At 63.0% G+C, this 22,036-nt stretch carries 13 protein-coding genes; 8 read left to right on the top strand and 5 right to left on the bottom strand.

What is annotated here, in order from left to right; translation table 11 throughout:
• Positions 1-30: 30 nt before the first annotated feature.
• The gene (locus tag HU715_RS02745; RefSeq protein ID WP_003199001.1) at positions 31-465 is read right to left on the bottom strand and encodes a MarR family transcriptional regulator; all 435 of its coding nucleotides are present in this window, start codon (positions 463-465) and stop codon (positions 31-33) included.
• A gap of 117 nt (positions 466-582) precedes the next feature.
• The gene (gene recQ, locus HU715_RS02740; RefSeq protein ID WP_186704629.1) at positions 583-2,709 is read right to left on the bottom strand and encodes a DNA helicase RecQ; all 2,127 of its coding nucleotides are present in this window, start codon (positions 2,707-2,709) and stop codon (positions 583-585) included.
• Between the two features lie 414 nt (positions 2,710-3,123).
• Here recQ and HU715_RS02735 point away from each other — a divergent pair, with 414 nt between their 5' ends.
• Both HU715_RS02735 and HU715_RS02730 read left to right on the top strand, forming a co-directional pair.
• Entirely contained in the window at positions 3,124-3,711 is a 588-nt protein-coding gene (locus tag HU715_RS02735) for a UPF0149 family protein (protein WP_186704628.1), read from the top strand.
• An 8-nt stretch (positions 3,712-3,719) separates the two neighbouring features.
• Positions 3,720-4,115, top strand: coding sequence for a YbaN family protein (locus tag HU715_RS02730; protein WP_186704627.1), 396 nt, complete (start codon positions 3,720-3,722; stop codon positions 4,113-4,115).
• A gap of 253 nt (positions 4,116-4,368) precedes the next feature.
• Here HU715_RS02730 and HU715_RS02725 read toward each other — a convergent pair whose 3' ends face one another.
• Complete coding sequence (locus tag HU715_RS02725) at positions 4,369-11,475, bottom strand: retention module-containing protein (protein ID WP_186704626.1); 7,107 nt, start codon at positions 11,473-11,475, stop codon at positions 4,369-4,371.
• A gap of 453 nt (positions 11,476-11,928) precedes the next feature.
• Here HU715_RS02725 and HU715_RS02720 point away from each other — a divergent pair, with 453 nt between their 5' ends.
• The 3 genes from HU715_RS02720 (at position 11,929) to HU715_RS02710 (ending at position 17,054) form a co-directional block, all read left to right on the top strand.
• Complete coding sequence (locus HU715_RS02720) at positions 11,929-13,287, top strand: TolC family outer membrane protein (RefSeq protein ID WP_186704625.1); 1,359 nt, start codon at positions 11,929-11,931, stop codon at positions 13,285-13,287.
• A gap of 19 nt (positions 13,288-13,306) precedes the next feature.
• Positions 13,307-15,466: a type I secretion system permease/ATPase gene (locus HU715_RS02715; protein ID WP_186704624.1), complete on the top strand. Its 2,160-nt coding sequence runs from the start codon at positions 13,307-13,309 to the stop codon at positions 15,464-15,466.
• Positions 15,467-15,689: 223 nt separating this feature from the next.
• Complete coding sequence (locus HU715_RS02710; protein ID WP_186704623.1) at positions 15,690-17,054, top strand: HlyD family type I secretion periplasmic adaptor subunit; 1,365 nt, start codon at positions 15,690-15,692, stop codon at positions 17,052-17,054.
• A gap of 148 nt (positions 17,055-17,202) precedes the next feature.
• Here the strand turns inward: HU715_RS02710 and HU715_RS02705 are convergent, their stop codons facing one another.
• Complete coding sequence (locus HU715_RS02705; protein WP_186704622.1) at positions 17,203-17,799, bottom strand: tRNA-uridine aminocarboxypropyltransferase; 597 nt, start codon at positions 17,797-17,799, stop codon at positions 17,203-17,205.
• A 2-nt stretch (positions 17,800-17,801) separates the two neighbouring features.
• Complete coding sequence (locus HU715_RS02700; protein WP_186704621.1) at positions 17,802-18,695, bottom strand: LysR family transcriptional regulator; 894 nt, start codon at positions 18,693-18,695, stop codon at positions 17,802-17,804.
• A 341-nt stretch (positions 18,696-19,036) separates the two neighbouring features.
• Here HU715_RS02700 and speB point away from each other — a divergent pair, with 341 nt between their 5' ends.
• From speB to HU715_RS02685, 3 genes are read left to right on the top strand one after another with little or no spacing between them, the layout of a single operon-like run.
• The gene (gene speB, locus HU715_RS02695; protein ID WP_186704620.1) at positions 19,037-19,987 is read left to right on the top strand and encodes an agmatinase; all 951 of its coding nucleotides are present in this window, start codon (positions 19,037-19,039) and stop codon (positions 19,985-19,987) included.
• Between the two features lie 9 nt (positions 19,988-19,996).
• Complete coding sequence (locus tag HU715_RS02690) at positions 19,997-20,404, top strand: YybH family protein (protein ID WP_186704619.1); 408 nt, start codon at positions 19,997-19,999, stop codon at positions 20,402-20,404.
• Between the two features lie 49 nt (positions 20,405-20,453).
• Positions 20,454-21,959, top strand: a complete 1,506-nt coding sequence (locus tag HU715_RS02685; RefSeq protein WP_186704748.1) for a cytosine permease — start codon at positions 20,454-20,456, stop codon at positions 21,957-21,959.
• Positions 21,960-22,036: the final 77 nt, after the last annotated feature.

Raw genomic sequence — 22,036 nt, 5'->3', positions numbered from 1 at the left:
ATCTCAAAAGTCTGACGCCAGGGATATGCCTCAGGATTTTTCCAGGTTGGCCAGGATCGTGCCATGGACCCGCATGCAGACGCGCATGTCCGCCTCGTCGACACCTTCGAACAGCTCCCGACGCAATTGCGTGGCGATGGTTTCGATTTGCTCGATCAACGGCAGGGCGGGTGCGCAGAGCACGATTTTCTTGGCCCGGCGGTCTTCTGCCACGGCTTGGCGCTGTACCAGCCCCTGGGTTTCCAGGCTGTCGAGCAAGCGGGCCAGGGTCGGGCCTTCGACCGCGACGCTCTGGGCCAATTCGCGCTGGGTCGGCGCCTGTTCGAAACGGGCCAAGTGCAGCAGCACCAGCCAGCGCGCCTGGGACAGGCCCAGCCCGGCCAGGCGACGGTCCAGTTCGGCACGCCAGCCTCGGGACATCTGCGCCAACTGCATGCCAAAACGGTGTTGATCGGTTAACGGCATAAAAAACTCATCAGATCTGAAATAGAGAAAAACTAATTATTAGTCAGCTAAGCATGAGCTTTGGATTCAAGCAAGGCTGGCCTTGTACTGAATCGTTAAAGGAGCGCAACTCACTGATCAGACTTCAAATTCCGACTGCAATGCAGCCCTGACGCAGTACAGCACACCTTCGGGCACCCGTCCGACAAACAACGCGGCGACTTCGGACACTGGCGGCAACTCGCCTTCGCCATCCAGGAACGCGTCCTGTACTTCGCCCATCAGCTCCTCGGGCAGATCCAGTGCCTGCTCCAGGGATAACTGCTGTTTGCCAATGGCCTCGGCCAGCATCGTGTAGACGTTTTTTTCCGAGCATTGCAATTGCCCGGCGATCTGCACCGGTGTCATGCCGGCCCGAGCCAGGGTGATGAGTTCGTGGCGCACATCGGCCACCGCTTTCGGCGCTTCGGCTTCGCCGCCCAGCACCTGGAGGAAAGCCTCGCCATAACGCTCCAGCTTGCGCGCCCCCACACCGCTGACCCGGGCCATTTCCGCCAGGGAAGTGGGCTGGCTGCGGAGCATTTCCAGCAGCGTGGAGTCGGGGAAGATGACGTACGGCGGTACACCGTGTTCCTCGGCCAGCTTGCGACGCAAGGCGCGCAAGGCTTCCCATTGATCGCGCTCTTCGCCACGGACCAATTGGCTGGCCTGGCTCTTGCTGCTCTTGACCGCCGTTGCCGGCTTGAGGTCGCGGCGCAGTTCCAGGGTGACCTCGCCCTTGAGCAGGGGCCGGCAGGTTTCGGACAAACGCAAGCCGCCGTAGCCTTCCAGGTCGATGTCCGCCAGGCCGCGGGCCACCAGTTGCCGGAACAATGAACGCCACTCGCCCTCGGTACGGGCCTTGCCCACGCCGAACACCGTCAGGTGCTGGTGGCCGAAGTTGCGGACCTTCTCGTTGTCCTTGCCCAGCAACACGTCCACCAGGTGCCCGACGCCATAACGCTGGCCGGTGCGGAAAATCGCCGACAAGGCCTGGCGGGCCGGTTCGGTGGCGTCCCAGGTTTCCACGCCATCGACACAGTTGTCGCAGTGCCCGCACGGCTGGGGCATGTCTTCGTCAAAATAGGCCAGCAACGTCTGGCGACGGCAGCGGGTTTCCTCGCACAGCGAGAGCATGGCGTCGAGCTTGTGCTGCTCCAGGCGCTTGTGCCGCTCATCGCCTTCGGAGTTCTGCAACATCTGCTTGAGCATCACCACGTCTTGCAGGCCGTAGGCCATCCAGGCATCGGCCGGCAAGCCGTCACGGCCGGCGCGCCCGGTTTCCTGGTAATACGCCTCGAGGGACTTGGGCAGGTCCAGGTGCGCGACAAAACGCACGTTGGGCTTGTCGATGCCCATGCCGAACGCCACGGTGGCCACCATGATCAGGCCTTCCTCGTTGAGGAAACGCTTCTGGTGGTAGGCCCGCAGGTCGTTGGGCAGGCCGGCGTGATACGGCAACGCCGGGAACCCTTGTTCACACAGGAACGCCGCCACTTCGTCGACCTTCTTGCGCGACAGGCAATAGACAATGCCTGCATCGCTGCGGCGCTCGGCGAGGAACGCCAGCAACTGCTTGCGCGGCTGCTCCTTGGGCACGATGCGGTAGAAAATATTCGGACGGTCGAAACTCGACAGGAACCGCTCGGCATCCTGCAAATGCAGGCGCTCGACGATTTCCTCGCGGGTGCGCTTGTCGGCGGTGGCGGTCAGGGCGATGCGCGGCACGTCGGGGAACAGTTCCGCCAGTTGCCCCAACTGCAGGTATTCACGCCGGAAGTCATGACCCCACTGGGACACGCAGTGGGCTTCATCGATGGCGAACAGGGCGATTTCCAAGCTCTGCAGGAACGCCAGCATGCGTGGCTGCACCAGGCGTTCCGGGGCCAGGTACAACATCTTCACTTCGCCGCGCTTGATCCGCGTCGCCAGGTCTCGCTGTTGCTCGGCGCTGAGGGTGGAGTTCAGCGCCGCGGCGGCGACACCCAGTTCCTCGAGGGTCGCGACCTGGTCATCCATCAGCGCGATCAGCGGCGAAACCACCACCGCCAGGCCGTTGCGCAGCAGCGCCGGTACCTGGAAGCACAAGGATTTGCCGCCGCCGGTGGGCATGAGCACCAAGGCATCGCCACCGCTGGCCACGCGCTCAATAATGGCACCCTGGCGGCCACGGAAACTGTCGTAGCCGAAGATGTCCTTGAGGACGCGTTGAGCCTGTTCGAGCATAGAAACTCCAAAAATCACCAAAACATCCCTGCAAGGCTGGTTCAGAATCACAAACGCTGCACCGGCAATTCGTAAGTGCGCGTTTCGAACCGGCGGGACGCCGCAGGGCATCGCAAAACGCGGCAGTATACCCGAGGCCTTCGTTGCAAAGGGGGCTGCTGACAGGAGGTGCTAGCGGCGAGTGTTGGACAACACCCAAACCTGTGGCGAGGGAGCTTGCTCCCGCTGGGTGGCGTAGCCGCCCCCAAAAACAGGGCCGCTGCGCGCCCCAGCGGGAGCAAGCTCCCTCGCCACAAACCGCCCTGACTTTGAGTCAAGCCCGGCCAACAACAAGGCAAATCCACCACGCGGCTGGCCTGGGCGCTCAAGAAGGCCTAGAATTCCCGCATTGTTTATTCCCCAAGGTAGCCCGTAATGTCCTTCGCTGAGCAACTGACCCGCCTGCAAGTCTTCCTCGACGCCGATGAGCTGCACGACGAAGCGCTGGACTACGTGGCCGCTCATGGCTACTTGACCGCCCTGTCCATCTGCGCAGAAACCGTGCCGGAGCGTGAGTGGATCGACGCCCTGTTCGCCGAAGAGCCGCACTACAGCGACGAAGCCCAGCGCGCCGAAATCGAAGCCACGCTGATTGGCCTCAAAGCCCACATCGCCCGCCAACTGGCTTCCGATGAAGAATTCGAGCTGCCGTGTGAACTGGACCTGGGCGATGACCCGGACGATTCGGAGCTGCGCGGCTGGTGCATCGGCTTCATGGAAGGTGTGTTCCTACGCGAAGCCGCCTGGTTCGAAACCGCCGAAGAGGAAGTCAGCGAAATGCTGCTGCCGATCATGGTGGGTTCCGGCCTGTTCGACGAGCAACCGGAGTTTTCCGACATCGCCGCCGACGCGAACCTGATGGACGACATGATCGTCCAGATCCCCGAAGCCCTCACCGCCTTGTACCTGCTGTGCAACGCCCCGGACGAGAAACCGGCGATCCTCAAGCCTCGCCACCACTGAGTGACCGGGTGCCCTCGCCCGTCGGCAACCGCTCGCTGATCCTGCGTTACGCTCTACTGGCCATCGGCTGGTTGAGCGTGGTGCTGGGGGTCATCGGCATCTTTATTCCCGTCCTGCCCACCACCCCCTTCCTGCTGCTGGCCGCCGCCTGCTTCGCTCGCAGTTCACCGCGCTTCTACCAATGGCTGGTAGAGCATCCCCGCCTCGGTCCGTGGATCCGCGACTACCTCAGCGGCAACGGCATCCCGCTCAAGGGCAAGTTCTATGCCATCGGGCTGATGTGGGCCAGCATCCTGTTGTCCTGCTACCTGGTGCCATTGCCATGGGCGCGGGGGTTCATGCTCACCAGCGCGGTGCTGGTGACGGTTTATATTCTCAGGCAGAAAACGCTGCGCAAACCCTGAATATCTAACGTGGCGAGGGAGCTTGCTCCCGCTGGGTGGCGAAGCCGCCCCTCTCAGGATTAACTCAATCTCCCAGGCATTGCGCGCCAGGCCTTTTGCGGCTGCTGCGCAGCCGAGCGGGAGCAAGCTCCCTCGCCACAAGGGTCTGTGTGCATTCAAGTAGCGGTGGGGCATCCCCATTTATCTTCACTAACATGAACAAAACCCGCCACATCCAAACCGGACATGGCGGGTTTTGTCGTTTCAGCTCACCTCACACCGTATCCACCTTCAACGAGTGATCATTCAACATCCCATTGATGATGGTCGCCGTGTCCGCACCGCCGATGATTCCCCCCGCGCCCGGCGTGACGCCGTAGTGACTGGCCAGGTTGACGCCGGCCAGGTCGATGGTCTGGTTCGGCGTGGCGCCGGCAAGGGCGCTGATGTCGATGCTAGTGGTGACCGATGCACCGCTGCCGCTGACGGAGAAATGCAGGTAATCGTCCAGTGACGCCGCGCTGCCGTTCTCCCCTTGCAGCAGTTGGGACAGGTCGAGCTTGTCGACGCCGGGCGCGAAGTCGGTGATCACATCGTGGCCGCTGTTGCCCGCCTGCCATTGGAAGGTGTCGGCGCCACTGCCGCCGGTCAGGGTGTTGTTGCCCTGGCCGCCAATCAGTAGGTCATCGCCGCCTGCACCATTGAGCACGTCATGGCCCAACCCGCCGTCGATGCGATTGCTGGCACCGTCGCCGGTGAGGGTGTCGTTGAAGTTCGAGCCCACCAGGTTTTCGATGCCTGCCAACGTATCGGTGCCGGCGCCCAAGGTGTTCTGCGCCGCGAGCAGGCCCAGGTTCACCGTGACCGCCGAGATGGCGTGGGCGTAGCTGGCGGTGTCGTGACCGCTGCCGCCATCGAGCAGGTCATTGCCCGCGCCACTGTAAAGCACGTCATCGCCCGCCCCACCCTGCAAGGTGTTGTTGCCCGAACCGGCACTGAGGGTGTCGTTGCCGTCCCCCGCATTGAGGACATCGTCGCCATTGCCGGCCAACAGCACATCGTCGCCACTGGTGCCCGTCAGGGTGTGGCCCGCCTGATAGCTGATGCCGACCGAGGCGCTGTCACTGCCGCCGTGGTTGTCGCTGGCGGTGTAGCTTCCGTGGAAATCCGCAGTCTTGTCCTGCGCCCCGGCATAATCGACAGTCAGGGTCAGTTGGTAGTTTTCCGCAGCGTTGGCGTTGCCGCCGCCGGGATTGGCGATGTTGGTGACGTGGATCTGATAATTGCCATCCGCTGCCGCGGTGAAAGACGCGCCGTCGTTGATTGCGATGAACGGCCCGCCGTTGAGCGAATACTCCATCGCAATGCGACTGGCCGAGAGGTTGTGGTCCAGGGTGAGGGTTTCGCCCTGTTTGAGGCTGATGTTGAGCCGGTCTTCGTCGTTGGCGTTGTTGTTGGAGACCATTCCCAGGGCACCGCTGACCACCAGCATCGCCGTCATGCTCGCGGTATTGGCGACGAAAGCACTGCGGCTGAGGTTGATCGACTGCACGTTGTTGCCAGTGAAGCTGGCCGTGCCGATGCTGCCGGTAAAGTCCGCGCCCTTGGCGAGCCAACCGGTATTGAAACTGGTGGGCGAAGCCGTGAGCGGATCGCCGTTGGCGTCGCTGTCGTTACCCAGCAGCAATTCACCCGGGATCACGATGTTGCCCGACAGCACGTTGGTGATGACGTTGTCATCGACAGCGATCGGCGGGCTGTTCGGAACGACTTTGATCACCAGGTTGGAGCTTGCCAGGTCACCGTCGTTATCGCTGACGGTGTAGCCGATATTCTCAGTGATCAAGGCATGGGTGACGGTCTGGGAGGTATAGCTGAACGCACCGGTATCCAGGTTGACCACCAGGGTGCCGTCGTGGTCGGTGGCGATACTCAGCGTATTGGTGGCGGTATTGAAGGAGCCGTGGTTGAGCCCGCCGCTAGCGGTCAATGCACCGTGACCACCGTTGGCCGCCGGGTCGTAGTTGTACGTGGTGCCATCGACCACCAGGCTTTTGACAAACCCGCCATCGGCGCCGAACGAGCCGCCCTCGCCCAACAGGTTGCCGGTGACCGGTGCACCTTGCACGGTGTCGGCGAGCACCGAGTTGAGCTGGTTCAGGTCAGTGACCACCACCGCGTTGGTGTTGGTGTGGGTGCTGCCGTCGTAGGCCAGCGGGTCGAGGTGGGCATTGCTGACGCCGCTGCCCAGGCCAATGGCGTAGTTCTTGATGCCGTTGGCGTCGAGGAAGGCTTTCCACGCGGCTTCATCCGCCGAGCCGATTTCGCCCAAGGTCGGCTTGCCGTCGGAGAAGAAATAGCCAACGTTCTGTGCGCCGGTCAGTTGGCCGGAAGTTGCAAACGCCGTCTGGGCCATCGCCACGGCCGCATCGTAATTGGTGTCGCCGTGCGCCGTCAGCGCGGCGATCAGCGTCTTGGCCGTTGCCACGTCTACCCACACGGCGCTCTGGTCGGTGGCGCTGCCGCTGAAGGTCACGAGCTGGACTTTTACATCGCCCATGTCGTCGTATTTGTCGAGCAAGGCGCTGACCGCCTGCTTGGCCAGGTCCATTCGCGAGAGCCCCGACACGCCAGAGGGGTCTTTCATGCTGCCGGAGACGTCGAGCACGATCAGCAGGTTGGAATCGATCTCGGTCGCCGTGACCGACCGCTCGGACGCGACAGCCTTGGGCACGTCATCGACAATACTGACCACCAGGCTGCCGGTGGTGCTGTTGCCCAGGGAGTCCGTGGCCTGGTAGGTGAAGCTTTCACTCAGGGTATTCTGGCCATCGTTGGTGTGGGGCGTGGTGGTGGCTGGCGCCGTCAGGGTGTAGGTGTAGGAACCGTCGGGGTGAAGCTGCAACTGGCCATAGGCACCGGTGGCGTTGCCCACCAGGGTGAAGGTGACGGCGCCGGTGGCTCCGCTGATCGAACCGACCAAGCTGCCGCTGGCGGTTTCACCGGTGGCACTCGGCTCGCTGCCGGTGACGGTGCCGGGGGCCAGGTCCTGGCCATCTTGGTTCAGGTCGAGGGCTTTCTCGTAGACGGTAATGTCGTGGTCGGTTTCGGCGACGAGGCAGCTGTTGTGTACATCAATGGTGATGGTCGTGGTGCTTTCATCGCCATCGGCGTCGCGCACGGTGTAGGTGAAGACATCGGTCGCGCCGAGGGCACCGACAGAGCCAGGGTTGCTGTGGTAGACCGCGTTGCCATTGGCGTCCAGGGTCAGGTAGCCATAGGTGCCGTTGACCTGGGTGTTGAGGCCGCCGATGGCAGGGTTCGAGGTGTCGTTGCCAGCGCGCACGCCGATGACTGCGCCGCCGTCGGCGCCGAGTACGTCGTTGTCCAGCACGTTGCCATTGACCGTCCCGCCCTCCACCACCGAGGCAGCGTCGCAGTGAGCCTTGGGTACGTCGTCGACAATGTCGATGACGATGGTGCTGGTGACCGTGTTGCCCAACGAGTCCGTGGCCTGATAGGTGAAGCTTTCGCTCAATACGTTCGGGCCATCGTTGGCATGAGGTGTTGTCGTGGCCGGCGTGGTCAGGGTGTAGGTGTAGGAACCGTCGGGCTGAAGCGACAGTTGACCGTAGGCACCGGTGGCGTTGCCCACCAGGGCGAAGGTCACTGCGCCAACCGCGCCGCTGACCGAACCGACAAGGCTGCCGCTGGCGGTCTCACTGGTGGCGCTCGGGGCGCTGCCGGTGACGGTGCCGGGGGCCAGGTCCTGGCCGTCCTGGTTCAGGTCGAGGGCTTTTTCGTAGACGCTGATTTCCTGGTCCGGTGTGGCGACGAGGCAGCTTTCGTGGACATCGACGGTGATGGTGGTGGTGCTTTCATCGCCATCGGCATCGCGCACCGTGTAGGTGAAGACATCGGTCGCGCCCGGGGCGCTGACAGTGTTCGGGTTGCTGTGGTAGACGGCGTTGCCGTTGGCGTCCAGGGTCAGGTAGCCGTAGGTGCCGTTGATTTGGGTGTTGAGGCCGCCAACGGCCGAGGTCGAGGTGTCGTTGCCGGCGCGCACGCCGATCACGGCACCACTGGCAGCCGGCCCGTCGGCACCACCTTCGTCGTTATTCAGGACATTGCCACTGACCGTCCCGCCCTCATCCACCGAGGCGGAATCAGCATGAGCGGTCGGCAGGTCGTCGACGATGTTTACGTCCAGGTTGCCGTTGGCCGTGGTGCCGTTGTCATCGGTGACGACGACCGCGAACTGTTCGCTGAGGCTGTTCGCGCCGTTGGCATTAGGATGGGCTTCATTGTCCAGAAGCGTGTAGCTGTAGCTGACCACGCCGGTGCTGGCATTGAAGCCGGTGATGGTCAACGTATTGCCCAGCGCGGTGGTAATCGATTGTGGGAAACCGGCCGCTACGCCGCCCGTCACCACATTGATCCCGCCCACGCTCAGGGTCTGCACACCGTCCAACGCCGTCACGGTAAACGTACCGCTTTGGGTCAGGGCCGATGCATCCGGGCTGCTGCCATCGCTGAGGTTTTTTTCCTGCAACGACAGCTCGCCGCCTTCGGTGTCGAGGCCGGTGATGATCACCGGATCATCGTTGTTGTGCACTTGCAGCACCAGGTTCGCGGTGCTGGTATCGCCGTCGGCGTCGGTCAGGGTGTAGGTGAAGGTTTCGCTGCCATTGCCGCCGCCGTGCAAGCCTTTGAAATCAGCGTCGGCGGTGTTGAGGGTGTAGGTGTAGGAACCGTCGGCGTTGAGCACCAGGGTGCCGTAGGTACCGGTGAACGTGCCGGGGGTGATTGGGCCGGACGCCACAGCGTCCGCACCTTGGGTGTCGTTGGTCAGCACGCTGCCGGTCAGGGTCAGGTTGGTTTCCGAGGCGGTACCGTTGCTGTCGTCCACGGCTTTGGGCAGGTCATCGACGATGTTCACATCGAGGTTGCCGTTGGCGGTGGTGCCGTTGTCATCGGTGGCCACAACCGCGAACTGTTCGCTAACGTTGTTGGCGCCGTTGGCATTTGGATGGGCTTCATTGTCCAGAAGCGTGTAGCTGTAACTCACTACACCGGTAGCCGCGTTGAAGCCGGTGATGGTCAGGGTGTTGCCCAGCGCGGTGGTAATCGATTGCGGGAAACCAGCCGCTACGCCGCCCGTCACCACATTGATCCCGCCCACGCTCAGGGTCTGCACACCGTCCAACGCCGTCACGGTGAACGTGCCGCTTTGGGTCAGGGCCGATGCATCCGGGCTGCTGCCATCGCTGAGGTTTTTTTCCTGCAACGACAGCTCGCCGCCTTCAGTGTCGAGGCCGGTGATGATCACCGGATCATCGTTGTTGTGCACTTGCAGCACCAGGTTCGCGGTGCTGGTGTCGCCGTCGGCGTCGGTCAGGGTGTAGGTGAAGGTTTCGCTGCCATTGCCGCCGCCGTGCAAACCCTTGAAGTCGGCGTCGGCGGTGTTGAGGGTGTAGGTGTAGGAACCGTCGGCGTTGAGCACCAGGGTGCCGTAGGTGCCGGTGAACGTGCCGGGGGTGATTGGGCCGGACGCCACAGCGTCCGCGCCTTGGGTGTCGTTGGTCAGCACGCTGCCGGTCAGGGTCAGGTTGGTTTCCGAGGCGGTACCGTTGCTGTCGTCCACGGCTTTGGGCAGGTCATCGACGATGTTCACATCGAGGTTGCCGTTGGCGGTGGTGCCGTTGTCATCGGTGGCCACAACCGCGAATTGCTCGCTAACGCTGTTGGCGCCGTTGGCGTTTGGATGGGCTTCATTGTCCAGAAGGGTGTAGCTGTAACTCACTACACCGGTAGCCGCGTTGAAGCCGGTGATGGTCAGGGTGTTGCCCAGCGCAGTCGTGATCGACTGTGGGAAACCAGCCGCTACGCCGTTGGTGACGACGTTAATCCCGCCTACGCTCAGGGTCTGCACACCGTCCAACGCCGTCACGGTGAACGTGCCGCCTTGGGTCAGGGCCGATGCATCCGGGCTACTGCCGTCGCTGAGGTTTTTCTCCTGCAATGACAGCTCGCCGCCTTCAGTGTCGAGGCCGGTGATGATCACCGGGTCATCGTTGTTGTGGACCTGCAAGACCAGGTTCGCGGTGCTGGTATCGCCGTCGGCGTCGGTCAGGGTGTAGGTGAATGTCTCGGTGCCACTGCCCCCGCCCTGCAACGCGACGAACTGCGGGTCGCTGGTGTTCAGGGTGTAGGTGTATGTGCCGTTGGGGTTGAGCACCAGGGTGCCGTAGGTGCCGGTGAACGTCCCGCCAATGATCGGTCCGCTGTCGGGGCCGGTGGGGATCCGGTCGGCGCCCTGATGGTCGTTGGGCAATACGTTGCCGGTGAGGCTGACCAGGGTTTCCGACGCCGTGTTGGCGTGGCTGTCATCGATCGCCTGGGGCACGTCATCGGTGATGTTGACGTCCAGGGTGCCAGTGGCCGTGTCGCCGTCGGTGTCGACCGCCACCACAGGGAACTGCTCGGTAATGTTGTTGACACCGCCGCCAGCAGGATGGGTTTCATTGTCCGTCAGTGTGTAGGTGTAGCTGACCACTCCCGTAGCCGGGTTATAACCGGTGATGGTCAATGTGTTGCCCAGCGCCGACGTGATGGTTTGGGGGAAGCCTGCGGGCACACCGCCGCTGATCACGTTGATGCCGCCGATGCTCAGGCTGTTCAGCCCGTCAGGCGCGGACACCGTGAACGTGCCATTTTGCACCAGCGCCCCCGGATTGCTGGCCGAACCGTCGGCCAGATTGGCCTCGTTGGTGGTCAGTTCGCCGCCCTCGACAGTCACACCGTCGAGGGTCACGGGGTTGTCCGGGGTCTCCGGGACGACCGGTGGCACGGTCGCATCGTCGCCCGTGTTATCCGGGTCACCGGCCAGGCGCAGTTCTGGAAACTCAGGAATCCCGTTGAACCCGGCCGTCGGGAAACCGATCAACGGATCGACCTCCCCGCCCACCTCTTCCAGCAACACAAAACTGTGCCCACCCCCTACGCCACCCGGGTTGCCCCCTTCGGGTCCGGCAGCCGTGGCTTCACCGGTCTGCGTCGGGTCGGCACCGGCGGCGATGGCTTGCTGCAGCTTTTGCACATCGGTCAGTTGCGCGTCATTCGGTGCCACTGTGTCGGGCGTGTCGACATGAGGCGCAGGGTTGGCGAGCAGCTGCGGGGTCAGGGTCAGGTTGCTTTCGCGGCCCAGGGTCAACGCCTGGCCGTTTTGCAATTGGACAGCCACGGCCCCTTCGGCACCGGTGACCAAGTGTTCGCCGGCATAGAGCCGATCGCCTTCGACCAGAGGCCGCCGCAGGCCACCAGCCGTTTCCGCGAAAACTTGCCCGACCACTTTGCTGACGATACCGATGAGCGCTGCCATGTGCATTTCCTCCGTTGCCGACCGCAGTCGGCACCTGTTTGGGTGAAGAATCCGTCCTCAGATTGGCGATCTGCAAAGCTGGAAAATCTGCCAGCTTTCGAGAAGGAGAAACGTGCTGGCAATTCGCTAAAACGACAAAAAACCGTCACCGTTAACCGCCTTATCCAGCGCCCTTTCGGCACTTCTTCACATCGCTTGAAAATCTGAATGGAACTTTTATTGACGCCTAAAATCCGTCAGAACCCGCAGATTCAAAGGCTTTCGCTTTGAACAATGTGCCGGTTTTTTACAAGCACATAAGTTTTTTTCGGAATAAGCGTTATGAGAAATTCTTCTTAGGTTTTGCGCAGGATGTTCTTAGCTGTGTTGTTACAAGGTTGAAACGGTTTTGATCTTAAATACGTCAATAAATTGGCGACAACGAAGCACTACAGACCTCAGGAGATGCACCCCATGCGCGTTCTAACCCCCCTCTGCAGCGCGGTTTTGCTGGCCATGGCCTGCTCTTCTCAGGCGCAGGCCATGTCCTTGACCGAAGCGATCCAGAGCACCATCGCGACTCACCCGGAATTGGCACAACGGGTGGACAGCCGCCTGTCGGCCAATGAAGACGTCAAAGTCGCCCGGGGGGGCTTTTTCCCGTCGGTGGATCTCAATGCCGGTTATGGCCGTGGCTACAGCGACAACACCAACACCCGGGCGCAGGGCAACCACCACACCAATATCCTGACCTACACCCAATCGGAACTGCGCCTGCGGCAGATGATCTTCGACGGGTTCAACACCGCCAATGAAGTGCAGCGCACCCAGGGCGTGGTCAATTCCCGGGCCTATTACGCCCAGGGCACCGCCCAGGATCTGGCGCTGCGCACCATCGAGGTCTACCTGGAAGTGCTCAAGCGTCGTGAACTGGTGACCTTGGCCAAGAACAACCTGCAGGCGCACCTGCGGGTCAACGACCAGATCGGCCTGCGCACCGAGCGAGGGGTGGGCAGTACGGCCGACTCCGACCAGTCCAACGCCCGTCGGGCCCTGGCGGAAAACAACTTCGACACCGCCCAGGTCGACCTGGCGGACGCCGAGGCGAACTTCTACAGCGTGGTCGGGCGCATGCCCGATGAGCTGGAAGCGCCGCCCTCGACCAAAGGCGAGCTTCCCGCCGACCTGCGCGAAGCCCAGCAAAGCATGGTGGATAACAACCCGTACCTGAAATCGGCCCAGGCCGACATCCAGTCCGCCGAGAGCCAATATGAAGTGGCAAAGTCGCCGTTCTATCCGCGCTTTGACGCCGAGGCGGCAGTGGGCGCCAACAACAACATCGGTGGCGAAGAAGGCCACGACAACAACTGGCGGCTGGGCGTGGTGATGAACTACAACCTGTTCCGCGGCGGCAGCGACAAGGCGCGGCTGGCGTCCAACGCCCACCAGATCAACCAGGCCATGGACATCCGCAACAACGCCCTGCGCCAGCTCAACGAAGACACGCGCCTGGCCTGGAACGCCATGCTCAACGCCCGCAAGCAGACCCCGACCGCCCGCGAATACGCCGACACCACCGCCCGTGTGCGCGCCGCCTACCAGGATCAGTTCGGCCTCGGCCAGCGCACCCTGCTCGACCTGCTCGACAGCGAAAACGAGTTGTACAACGCCAACCGTCGCTACACCGAAGTGCGCTACACCGAGGAATACTCGATGTACCGGGTGCTGGCGAACATGGGCCTGTTGTTGCAAAAACAACGGATCGTGCTGCCGGCCGATGCGGTCGCGCAGACCGAAGTCAAGAACCAGGCACGGTTGCCGGAACTGAAGTAATCCAGTGGGAGCGATCAATGTGACCAGCATGGAACCCGCAACCCCCGGCGCCGATCCGCGCCTGAACTTCGATGATCCGTTGCTGGACGGCCTGTTGATCCTCTGCAAACTCCATGGCGCGACGGCCAGTCGCGCCAGCCTCAGCGCCGGGCTTCCTATGGCGCACCAACGCTTGAGCCTGGACCTGCTGCCCCGCGCAGCGGCCCGGGCGGGCTTGCAGGCGCGGCTATTGCGGCGTGAGCTGGCGGACATCTCAGCCCTGAACCTGCCGGTGATGCTGATCCTGGCGGGGGGCCGCTGCGCCGTATTGCGGCGCTGGGGCGAGGATGGCAAGGCGCTGATCCTCCCCAGCGAAGCCGATGGCGGTGAACAATGGGTCAGCCGCGAGGAACTGACCACCGATTACAGCGGCCAGGCGCTATTCGCCCGGCCGCGCCATGAACTCGAAGACTTGCGCGCCCCGCTGGTGCCGCGGGTCGAGGCGTGGTTTCGCGACACCCTGAAACTGTCGCGCTGGCTGTACAGCGATGCGATCCTGGCGAGTTTCCTGATCAACCTGCTGGGCCTGATGGTGCCGCTGTTCGTGATGCAGACCTACGACCGCGTGGTGCCGAACCAGGCCACATCGACCTTATGGGTGCTGGCCGTGGGGCTGCTGATCGGCACCGGTTTCGAACTGGTGCTGCGGGTGGTGCGCGCCCATCTGCTGGACACCGCCGGCAAGAAAACCGACGTGATTCTCTCCGCGACTTTGTTCGAACGCATCACTGGCATGGCGATGAAGGCCAAACCGGTGACCATCGGCGGCTTCGCCCAGAGCATCCACGACTTCCAGGGCCTGCGGGAATTCCTCACGGCGGTGACGCTCACCAGCCTCATCGACCTGCCCTTCGCCCTGCTGATGCTGGTGGTGATCGGCCTGCTGGGCGGCTGGCTGGTGGTGATTCCCGTGATCGCATTTCCGATCACCATTGTCTTCGCCATGATCATCCAGGCACGCCTGCGCGACACCGTGCAAAAAAGCCTGGCCCTCGGCGCCCAGCGCCAGGCCCTACTGATCGAAACCCTCGGCGGCCTGGAAACCCTCAAGGCTTGCAGCGCCGAAAGCGAGCGCCAGCACCAATGGGAAAGCACCCACGGCGCCCTCACCCGCCTGGACAGCCATGCGCGCAACCTCTCGGCACTGGCGACCAACGGCACCTTGTTCCTGCAACAACTGGCGGGCATGGCGACCATCGTCGCGGGGGTCTACAGCATCATTGCCGGCAATCTCAGCGTCGGCGCGCTGGTGGCGACCTACATGCTCGGCAGCCGCGTACTGGCCCCGCTCGGGCAGATCGCCGGGCTGATCACCCGCTACCAGCAAGCCCAGCTCACCATGCGCAGCACCGATGCCCTGATGGCCTTGCCCCAGGAGCGTGACGCCAAGCAGCGGCCCCTTGAGCGCACCCAATTGCAGGGCGCGCTGGACGTCAGCGGCGTGACGTTCCACTACAACGGCCAGAGCGCCCCGGCACTGGCCAATATCAGTTTCAGCCTCAAGCCCGGCGAACGGGTCGGGATCATCGGCCGCAGTGGCTCGGGCAAGAGCACCCTGGCGCGCCTGGTGATGGGTTTCTATGCACCGGAGGAAGGCCAGTTGCTGCTCGACGGCCTGGACTTGCGGCAACTGGACGTCGCCGACCTGCGCCAACAGATCGGCTATGTCGCCCATGACCTGCCGCTGCTGGCCGGCAGCCTGCGGGACAACCTCACCCTCGGTGCGCGCTACATCAGCGACGCGCGCATGCTGGAAGTGGCGGAACTGACTGGTGTCACCGAACTGGCGCGCCAGCATCCCCAAGGTTTCGACCGCCCGGTGGGCGAGCGCGGACAACTGCTGTCCGGCGGCCAGCGCCAGGCTGTGCTGCTGGCCCGGGCCTTGTTGCTCGACCCGCCGATCCTGCTGCTGGACGAACCCACCAGCGCCATGGACAACAGCAGCGAAGACGTCTTGCGGCAGAAGCTTCATACCCACGTGCAGGGCAAGACCGTGCTGCTGGTCACCCACCGCACCTCGATGCTGAGCCTGGTGGACCGCTTGGTGGTGCTGGATAACGGCCGGATCGTGGCGGACGGGCCGAAGGACGCGGTGATCGATGCGCTGCGCAAGGGACGGGTGGGCTCCGCGGCGGTTTAGAGGCCGACACATACCCCTGTGGCGAGGGAGCTTGCTCCCGCTGGGCTGCGAAGCAGCCCCAAGGGCCATTCCCCCGGTTGTATCAGGCGGACCGCGCCGGCAGGTTTTGCGACGGCTTCGCCGCCGAGCGGGAGCAAGCTCCCTCGCCACAAAAAGCAGCACCCAGCTCTTTTACTTAAAAGCAGCACCCAGCTCTTTTCATTTAACCAACGGGTACCGCCCCATGTCTGCTCAAACACCGGATTCAGCCGCCCGAAGCTACTTCGGCAGTTTCAGCAAAAGCGCCGAAAGCGAGTTCATGCCGGAAACCGCCGGCGCCACGCTGCAGGATTCTCCCCGGCGCTCGCGGGTTACCGTGTGGCTGGCCGCCGGGTTGATCGTCACCGGGTTGGTCTGGGCGAAGTTTGCGGTCTTGCAGGAAGTCACCACCGGCGAAGGCAAGGCGATTCCGTCGAGCAAGATCCAGGTGATCCAGAACCTGGAGGGCGGCATCGTCACCGAAATTTTCGTGCGCGAAGGCCAGATGGTAAACAAGGGCGACACCCTGCTGCGCCTCGACGATACGCGGTTCCTGTCGAACAAGGGCGAGAGCGAGGCTGACCGCTATGCCCTGACCGCCCAGGTCGAGCGCCTGTCGGCCGAAGCTGAAGGGCGGCCCTTCGCGCTCTCGGCAGAGGTCACCGCCAAGGCCCCGCAAGTGGCCGAGGACGAACGCTCGCTGTATGAACAACGCCAGCGACGCCTGGCCAGCGAACAACGGACCCTGACCGAACAGCTGCGGCAGAAGACCCAGGAACTGGCGGAGTTTCGTTCCAAGCAAGGCCAGTTCAGCTCCGCCCTGGCCTTGCTGCAAGAAGAAATGAACATGTCCGCGCCGCTGGTGCGCACCGGGGCGGTATCGCCGGTGGAGATCCTGCGGCTCAAGCGCAGCGCGGTGGAAATCCGCGGCTCGCTCAACGCCACCACCCTGGCCATTCCCAGGGCCGAATCGGCGATCAACGAGATCAAGAGCAAGATCGACGAATCGGAACAGACCTTCCGTTCCGAGGCGGCCAAGGACCTCAACGAGAAACGCACCGAACTGTCGAAAATCACCGCCTCAAGCATCGCCATCGACGACCGCGTGACCCGCACCACCGTGGTCTCGCCGGTGCATGGGGTGATCAAGCAATTGAAGGTCAATACCATCGGCGGCGTGGTGCAGCCGGGCAACGACATGGTGGAAATCGTGCCCCTGGAAGACAACCTGCTGATCGAAGCCAAGGTCCGCCCCCAGGACGTGGCGTTCCTGCACCCTGGCCAGAAAGCCATGGTCAAGTTCAGCGCCTACGACTACACGATCTATGGCGGGCTCAGCGCCAAGCTCGAACTGATCGGTGCCGACACCATCACCGACGACAAGGGCAACAGCTTCTATTTGATCCAGGTGCGGACCGATAAAAACCACTTGGGCGGCGATGCCAAGCCGTTGCTGATCATTCCGGGGATGGTGGCGACGGTGGACATCATCACTGGGGAGAAAAGTGTGTTGGATTACTTGCTCAAGCCGGTGTTGAAGGCGCGGACCGAGGCGATGCGCGAGCGCTGATTTCTGCTGAGATATGCGGTGATTGAGAGGCCGCCTTCGCGAGCAAGCCCGCTCCCACAATGGATCTGCGGCGAACACAAATTTTGCGGCCACAGGCGATCAAATGTGGGAGCGGGCTTGCTCGCGAAGGCGCCGGCAAAGACAACCATTATTTCTCAGCATGATTACGCCGAAACGTCTCCTCCCCCATCGCCACAATCTGCCCCTCGATCAACGCCTCGAACGGCTTCAGCAGCGGCTCGAAACGGGTCGGCGCTTCGAGTGTCTGCAACGCCTGGACAATCGCCTCCACCGTCGACAACGCCCCCGGCCCCGGTGCCTTGCGCAAACGGTAACGAGACACCCCACCGTTAGCCAACGTCACCCTCGGCAACGCCGCCAGCAGCGGATTGAGGTGCAGCAGTTTTCTCGCCTTGCGCCAGGTGCCATCGGGAACGACCAACAGCAGCGGCTCATCGGACGGCCCGTAGGTTTGCAGCGGCTGCGCGTCGTTAGCGGGAAACAACAACCGCGCCTGATAACCCGCCTGGTTGAGCAACCGGGGCAGATCCTCGAACACCTCGCCCACGATCAGCTCGGCATTGCGCAGCCCCAAGGCCGCCAGCCGGGCAGTGTTCAAGGCGTGGTTCACTTCGCTCGGATGTTGCAACAGCAAGACCCGGGTGCGGCTGTCGAGGTTGGGGATCAACGGGCACAGGCAATGGCTTTGCGGTCGTTGGCAGCGCGGGCATTGGATTCTGGACATGATCAGGCCTGGTTCAGTTGAGCTTTGAGCAAATCACGGAAGGTCTGGATCAGCGGCTCGCGGCTGCGGCCACGGCGCACGATCATCGAAAACGGCGCCTGATAACCGAAGGTCGCCGGCAACAGCACGCGCAAGTCGCCCTTGTCGACCCAAGCCTGGGCATAGTGCTCAGGCAAATAACCGACGTAGGCACCGGACAACACCAGGATCAACTGCGCTTCCATGCTCTCGACCGTCGCCGCACTGTGCTTGAAGCCATGACGAGCCAGCTCGGCCTGGCTCCAGTAACCGCGTCCGACCATGCGCTGCTGGGTGATGACCTGTTCGGGGATGCGCCGCTCGTTGAACAGCGGGTGGCGGTTGCTGCAATACAACCAGTGCTGCTCGCGGTACAACGGCATGTAGACCAACCCGCTCATGCGCGTGGAAAACGCACCGATGGCCAGGTCCAGGCGGTTGTCCTGCACACCGAGTTGCAGCTCGTAAGGGCTCAGGACCGACAGGTGCAAATGCACCGCCGGATGTTCCTGGCTGTAGGCACCGATGGCTTCGGCGAATGGCAAGGCCGTGTCGCTCACTGTCGAGTCGATCACCCCCAGGTTCAGCGTGCCGCGCAGTTCCCCCTTGAGCGCGGCGGCGTACTGTTCGAAGCCTTCGAGCTCGCCCAGCAGGCGCAGGGTTTCCTGATGGAACAACTCGCCCTTGCTGGTCAGGCTGAACCCGCCCCGGCCACGATGACAGAGGACCAGGCCCAGGGCCGATTCCAGCTGGCTCATATAAGTGCTGATGGCCGAGGTGGAGAGGTTGAGCTCGTGCTGGGCATTGGCGAACCCCTGGTGCCGGACCACGCTGACGAAAATGCGCAGCAGTTTCAGGTCGGGTAGAGCGTTGGCCATTGGGTGTCTCCGGATCACACATAAACAGAACTTGTCGCGCTTTTGTGGCGGGGGAGCTTGCTCCCGCTCGGTTGCGAAGCAGTCGTAAAACCTGCCCACGCGATCTACCTGATACACCGAGGTGAATGGTTTTGGGGCCGCTTCGCAGCCCAGCGGGAGCAAGCTCCCTCGCCACCGGGGTAATCGTCTGCCCCAGGATTGCGCTGCTGCGGAGTCTATCGCCCCGCCCGCCATTAGTTTAGAAAAATCTGAACTAAGTATTTGCCGCCAGCGATTCTTCACGACAGCGGCTTTTCGCAGAATCGGCCCCTGATAAATAAAACAACGATGAGGCCCTACCCGTGGACAAGATTCTTCACCAACCACTGGGCGGCAACGAAATGCCGCGCTTCGGCGGCATCGCCACCATGATGCGACTTCCTCATTTGCAAACCGCTGCCGGCCTGGACGCTGCTTTCGTCGGCGTGCCGCTGGACATCGGCACCTCCCTGCGCGCCGGCACCCGTTTCGGGCCGCGGGAGATTCGCGCCGAATCCGTGATGATCCGCCCCTACAACATGGCCACCGGCGCTGCACCGTTCGACTCGCTGTCAGTGGCGGACATCGGTGACGTGGCGATCAACACCTTCAACCTGCTGGACGCGGTGCGGATCATCGAAGAGTCGTACCACAAGATCCTCGAACACAACGTCATCCCCCTGACCCTGGGCGGCGACCACACCATCACCCTGCCGATACTGCGAGCCATTCACAAGAAACACGGCAAGGTCGGCCTGGTGCACATCGACGCCCATGCCGATGTGAACGACCACATGTTCGGCGAGAAAATCGCCCACGGCACCACCTTCCGCCGCGCCGTGGAAGAAGGCCTGCTCGATTGCGACCGCGTGGTGCAGATCGGCCTGCGGGCCCAGGGCTACACCGCCGATGATTTCAACTGGAGCCGCCATCAGGGCTTTCGCGTGGTCCAGGCCGAAGAGTGCTGGCACAAATCCCTGGCGCCGTTGATGGCCGAAGTGCGTGAAAAAGTCGGCGGCGGCCCGGTGTACCTGAGCTTCGACATCGACGGTATCGACCCGGCCTGGGCGCCCGGCACCGGCACCCCGGAAATCGGTGGCCTGACCACCATCCAGGCGATCGAAATCGTCCGTGGCTGCCAGGGCCTCGACCTGGTCGGTTGCGATCTGGTAGAAGTCTCGCCGCCGTACGACACCACCGGCAACACCTCGCTGCTGGGCGCCAACCTGCTGTACGAAATGCTCTGCGTACTGCCTGGCGTGGTTCATCGCTGAGGCGCCGTCATGAGCCATCGAGACCAGGTTCTCAAGGCCGCCGCTGAGCTGGTGTCGGCCTTCGCCCGCAACGATCGCGAGGCTTATTTCAGTGCGTTCAGCACCGATGCGAGCTTCGTGTTCCACACCCTCGAACAGCCCCTGCTGTCACGCGATGCCTACCGGGCGTTGTGGGATCGCTGGAGGTCCGAGGATGGCTTCGAGGTGCTGAGCTGCACCTCGAGCAACGCCTTCGTCAGCCTGCAAGGGGACGTGGCGATTTTTATCCATGACGTGGCCACCGAGCTGCGCATGCAAGGGGAGCTTCACATTAGCCAGGAGCGCGAAACCATTGTGTTTCGCCAAGAACAACAAGGCCTATGGCTGGCCTGTCATGAACATTTGTCCGCAATGCCGGAAGGGCTGCCACCCCCTTAGCCACAGGCGACATTCACAACCGATGAATGCGCCTCGATGATCGGAGCAGATCATGAATAACAATAACGATAAAAGCCTTACGCAGATTGAAACCAACGGGGTCGAACAGATCCCGGACCACGAACGCACCGCAGGCACAGGCGACCTGTTTCGCCTGATCTTCGGCGGCGCCAATACCTTTGCCACCGCCGTGCTCGGCAGTTTTCCGGTGCTGTTCGGCCTGTCGTTCCAGGCCGGGGTCTGGGCGATTGTGCTGGGCGTGTTGGTGGGTTCGATCATTCTCGCGCCGATGGGCCTGTTCGGTCCGCTCAACGGCACCAACAACGCGGTGTCATCCGGCGCGCACTTCGGCGTGCACGGGCGAATCGTCGGCTCGTTCCTCTCGTTGCTGACCGCCATCGCGTTTTTCTCACTGTCGGTGTGGAGTTCGGGCGATGCATTGATCGGCGGCGCCAAGCGGCTGATCGGCGTGCCGGAAACCGACTTGAGCCTGGGCCTGGCCTACGGCCTGTTCGCCCTGCTGGTGTTGACCGTGTGCATCTACGGCTTCCGCTTCATGCTGTGGGTCAACCGCATCGCCGTGTGGGCCGCCAGCCTGCTGTTCCTGCTCGGCATCTTCGCCTTCGCACCGACCTTTGACAGCCAGTTCGCCGGCACGGTCAGCCTTGGCCAGCCGGGCTTCTACGCCGCCTTCATCGGCGCGGCGCTGGTGGCCATGAGCAACCCGATTTCCTTCGGTGCGTTCCTCGGTGACTGGTCGCGCTACATCCCGCGCAACACGCCCAAGCGCCGCATCATGCTGGCGGTGATCGCGGCGCAACTGGCGACATTGATCCCGTTCCTGTTCGGCCTCGCCACCGCCACCATCGTGGCGATCAAGGCGCCGGACTACATCGCGGCCAATAACTACGTGGGCGGGCTGCTGGCGGTGTCGCCGGGGTGGTTCTTCCTGCCGGTGTGCCTGATCGCGGTGATCGGCGGCATGTCCACCGGCACCACGTCGCTGTATGGCACCGGGCTGGACATGTCCAGCGTGTTTCCACGGCTGCTGTCGCGGGTCAAGGCGACGCTGCTGATCGGCGTGCTGTCGATTGCCTTCATCTTCATCGGGCGCTTCGCGGCGAACCTGGTGCAGAGCGTGTCGACCTTCGCGGTGCTGATCATCACCTGCACCACACCCTGGATGGTGATCATGATCATCGGCCTGCTGGTGCGCCGCGGCTTCTACTGCCCGGACGACCTGCAAGTGTTCACCCGCGGCGAAACCGGCGGGCGCTACTGGTTCAGCCACGGCTGGAACTGGCGCGGCCTGGGGGCGTGGATCCCCAGCGCGCTGGTGGGGTTGTGCTTCGTCAACCTGCCAGGGCAGTTCGTCGGGCCGCTGGGGGAACTGGCCGGCGGGATCGACATCAGCCTGCCGGTGACCCTGGGCCTGGCCTCGGTGGTGTACCTGGCGTTGTTGGGGCTGTTTCCAGAGCCGGCGGCGGTGTATGGGCCGCAAGATCCGCGGGGCACAGCGCCGCTTGCTAAATCAGAGCTCCGGCAGACCGCCTGACTGAAAAATACCCGTGGCGAGGGAGCTTGCTCCCGCTGGGCTGCGCAGCAGCCCCCCAAGTTTCTGAACCGATAAGC

It is taken from the genome of Pseudomonas zanjanensis (assembly GCF_014268745.2).
Lineage (GTDB): Bacteria > Pseudomonadota > Gammaproteobacteria > Pseudomonadales > Pseudomonadaceae > Aquipseudomonas > Aquipseudomonas zanjanensis.
The sequence above is the reverse complement of the archived record's forward strand: the minus strand, read 5'-3'. Positions and strand labels throughout refer to the sequence as shown.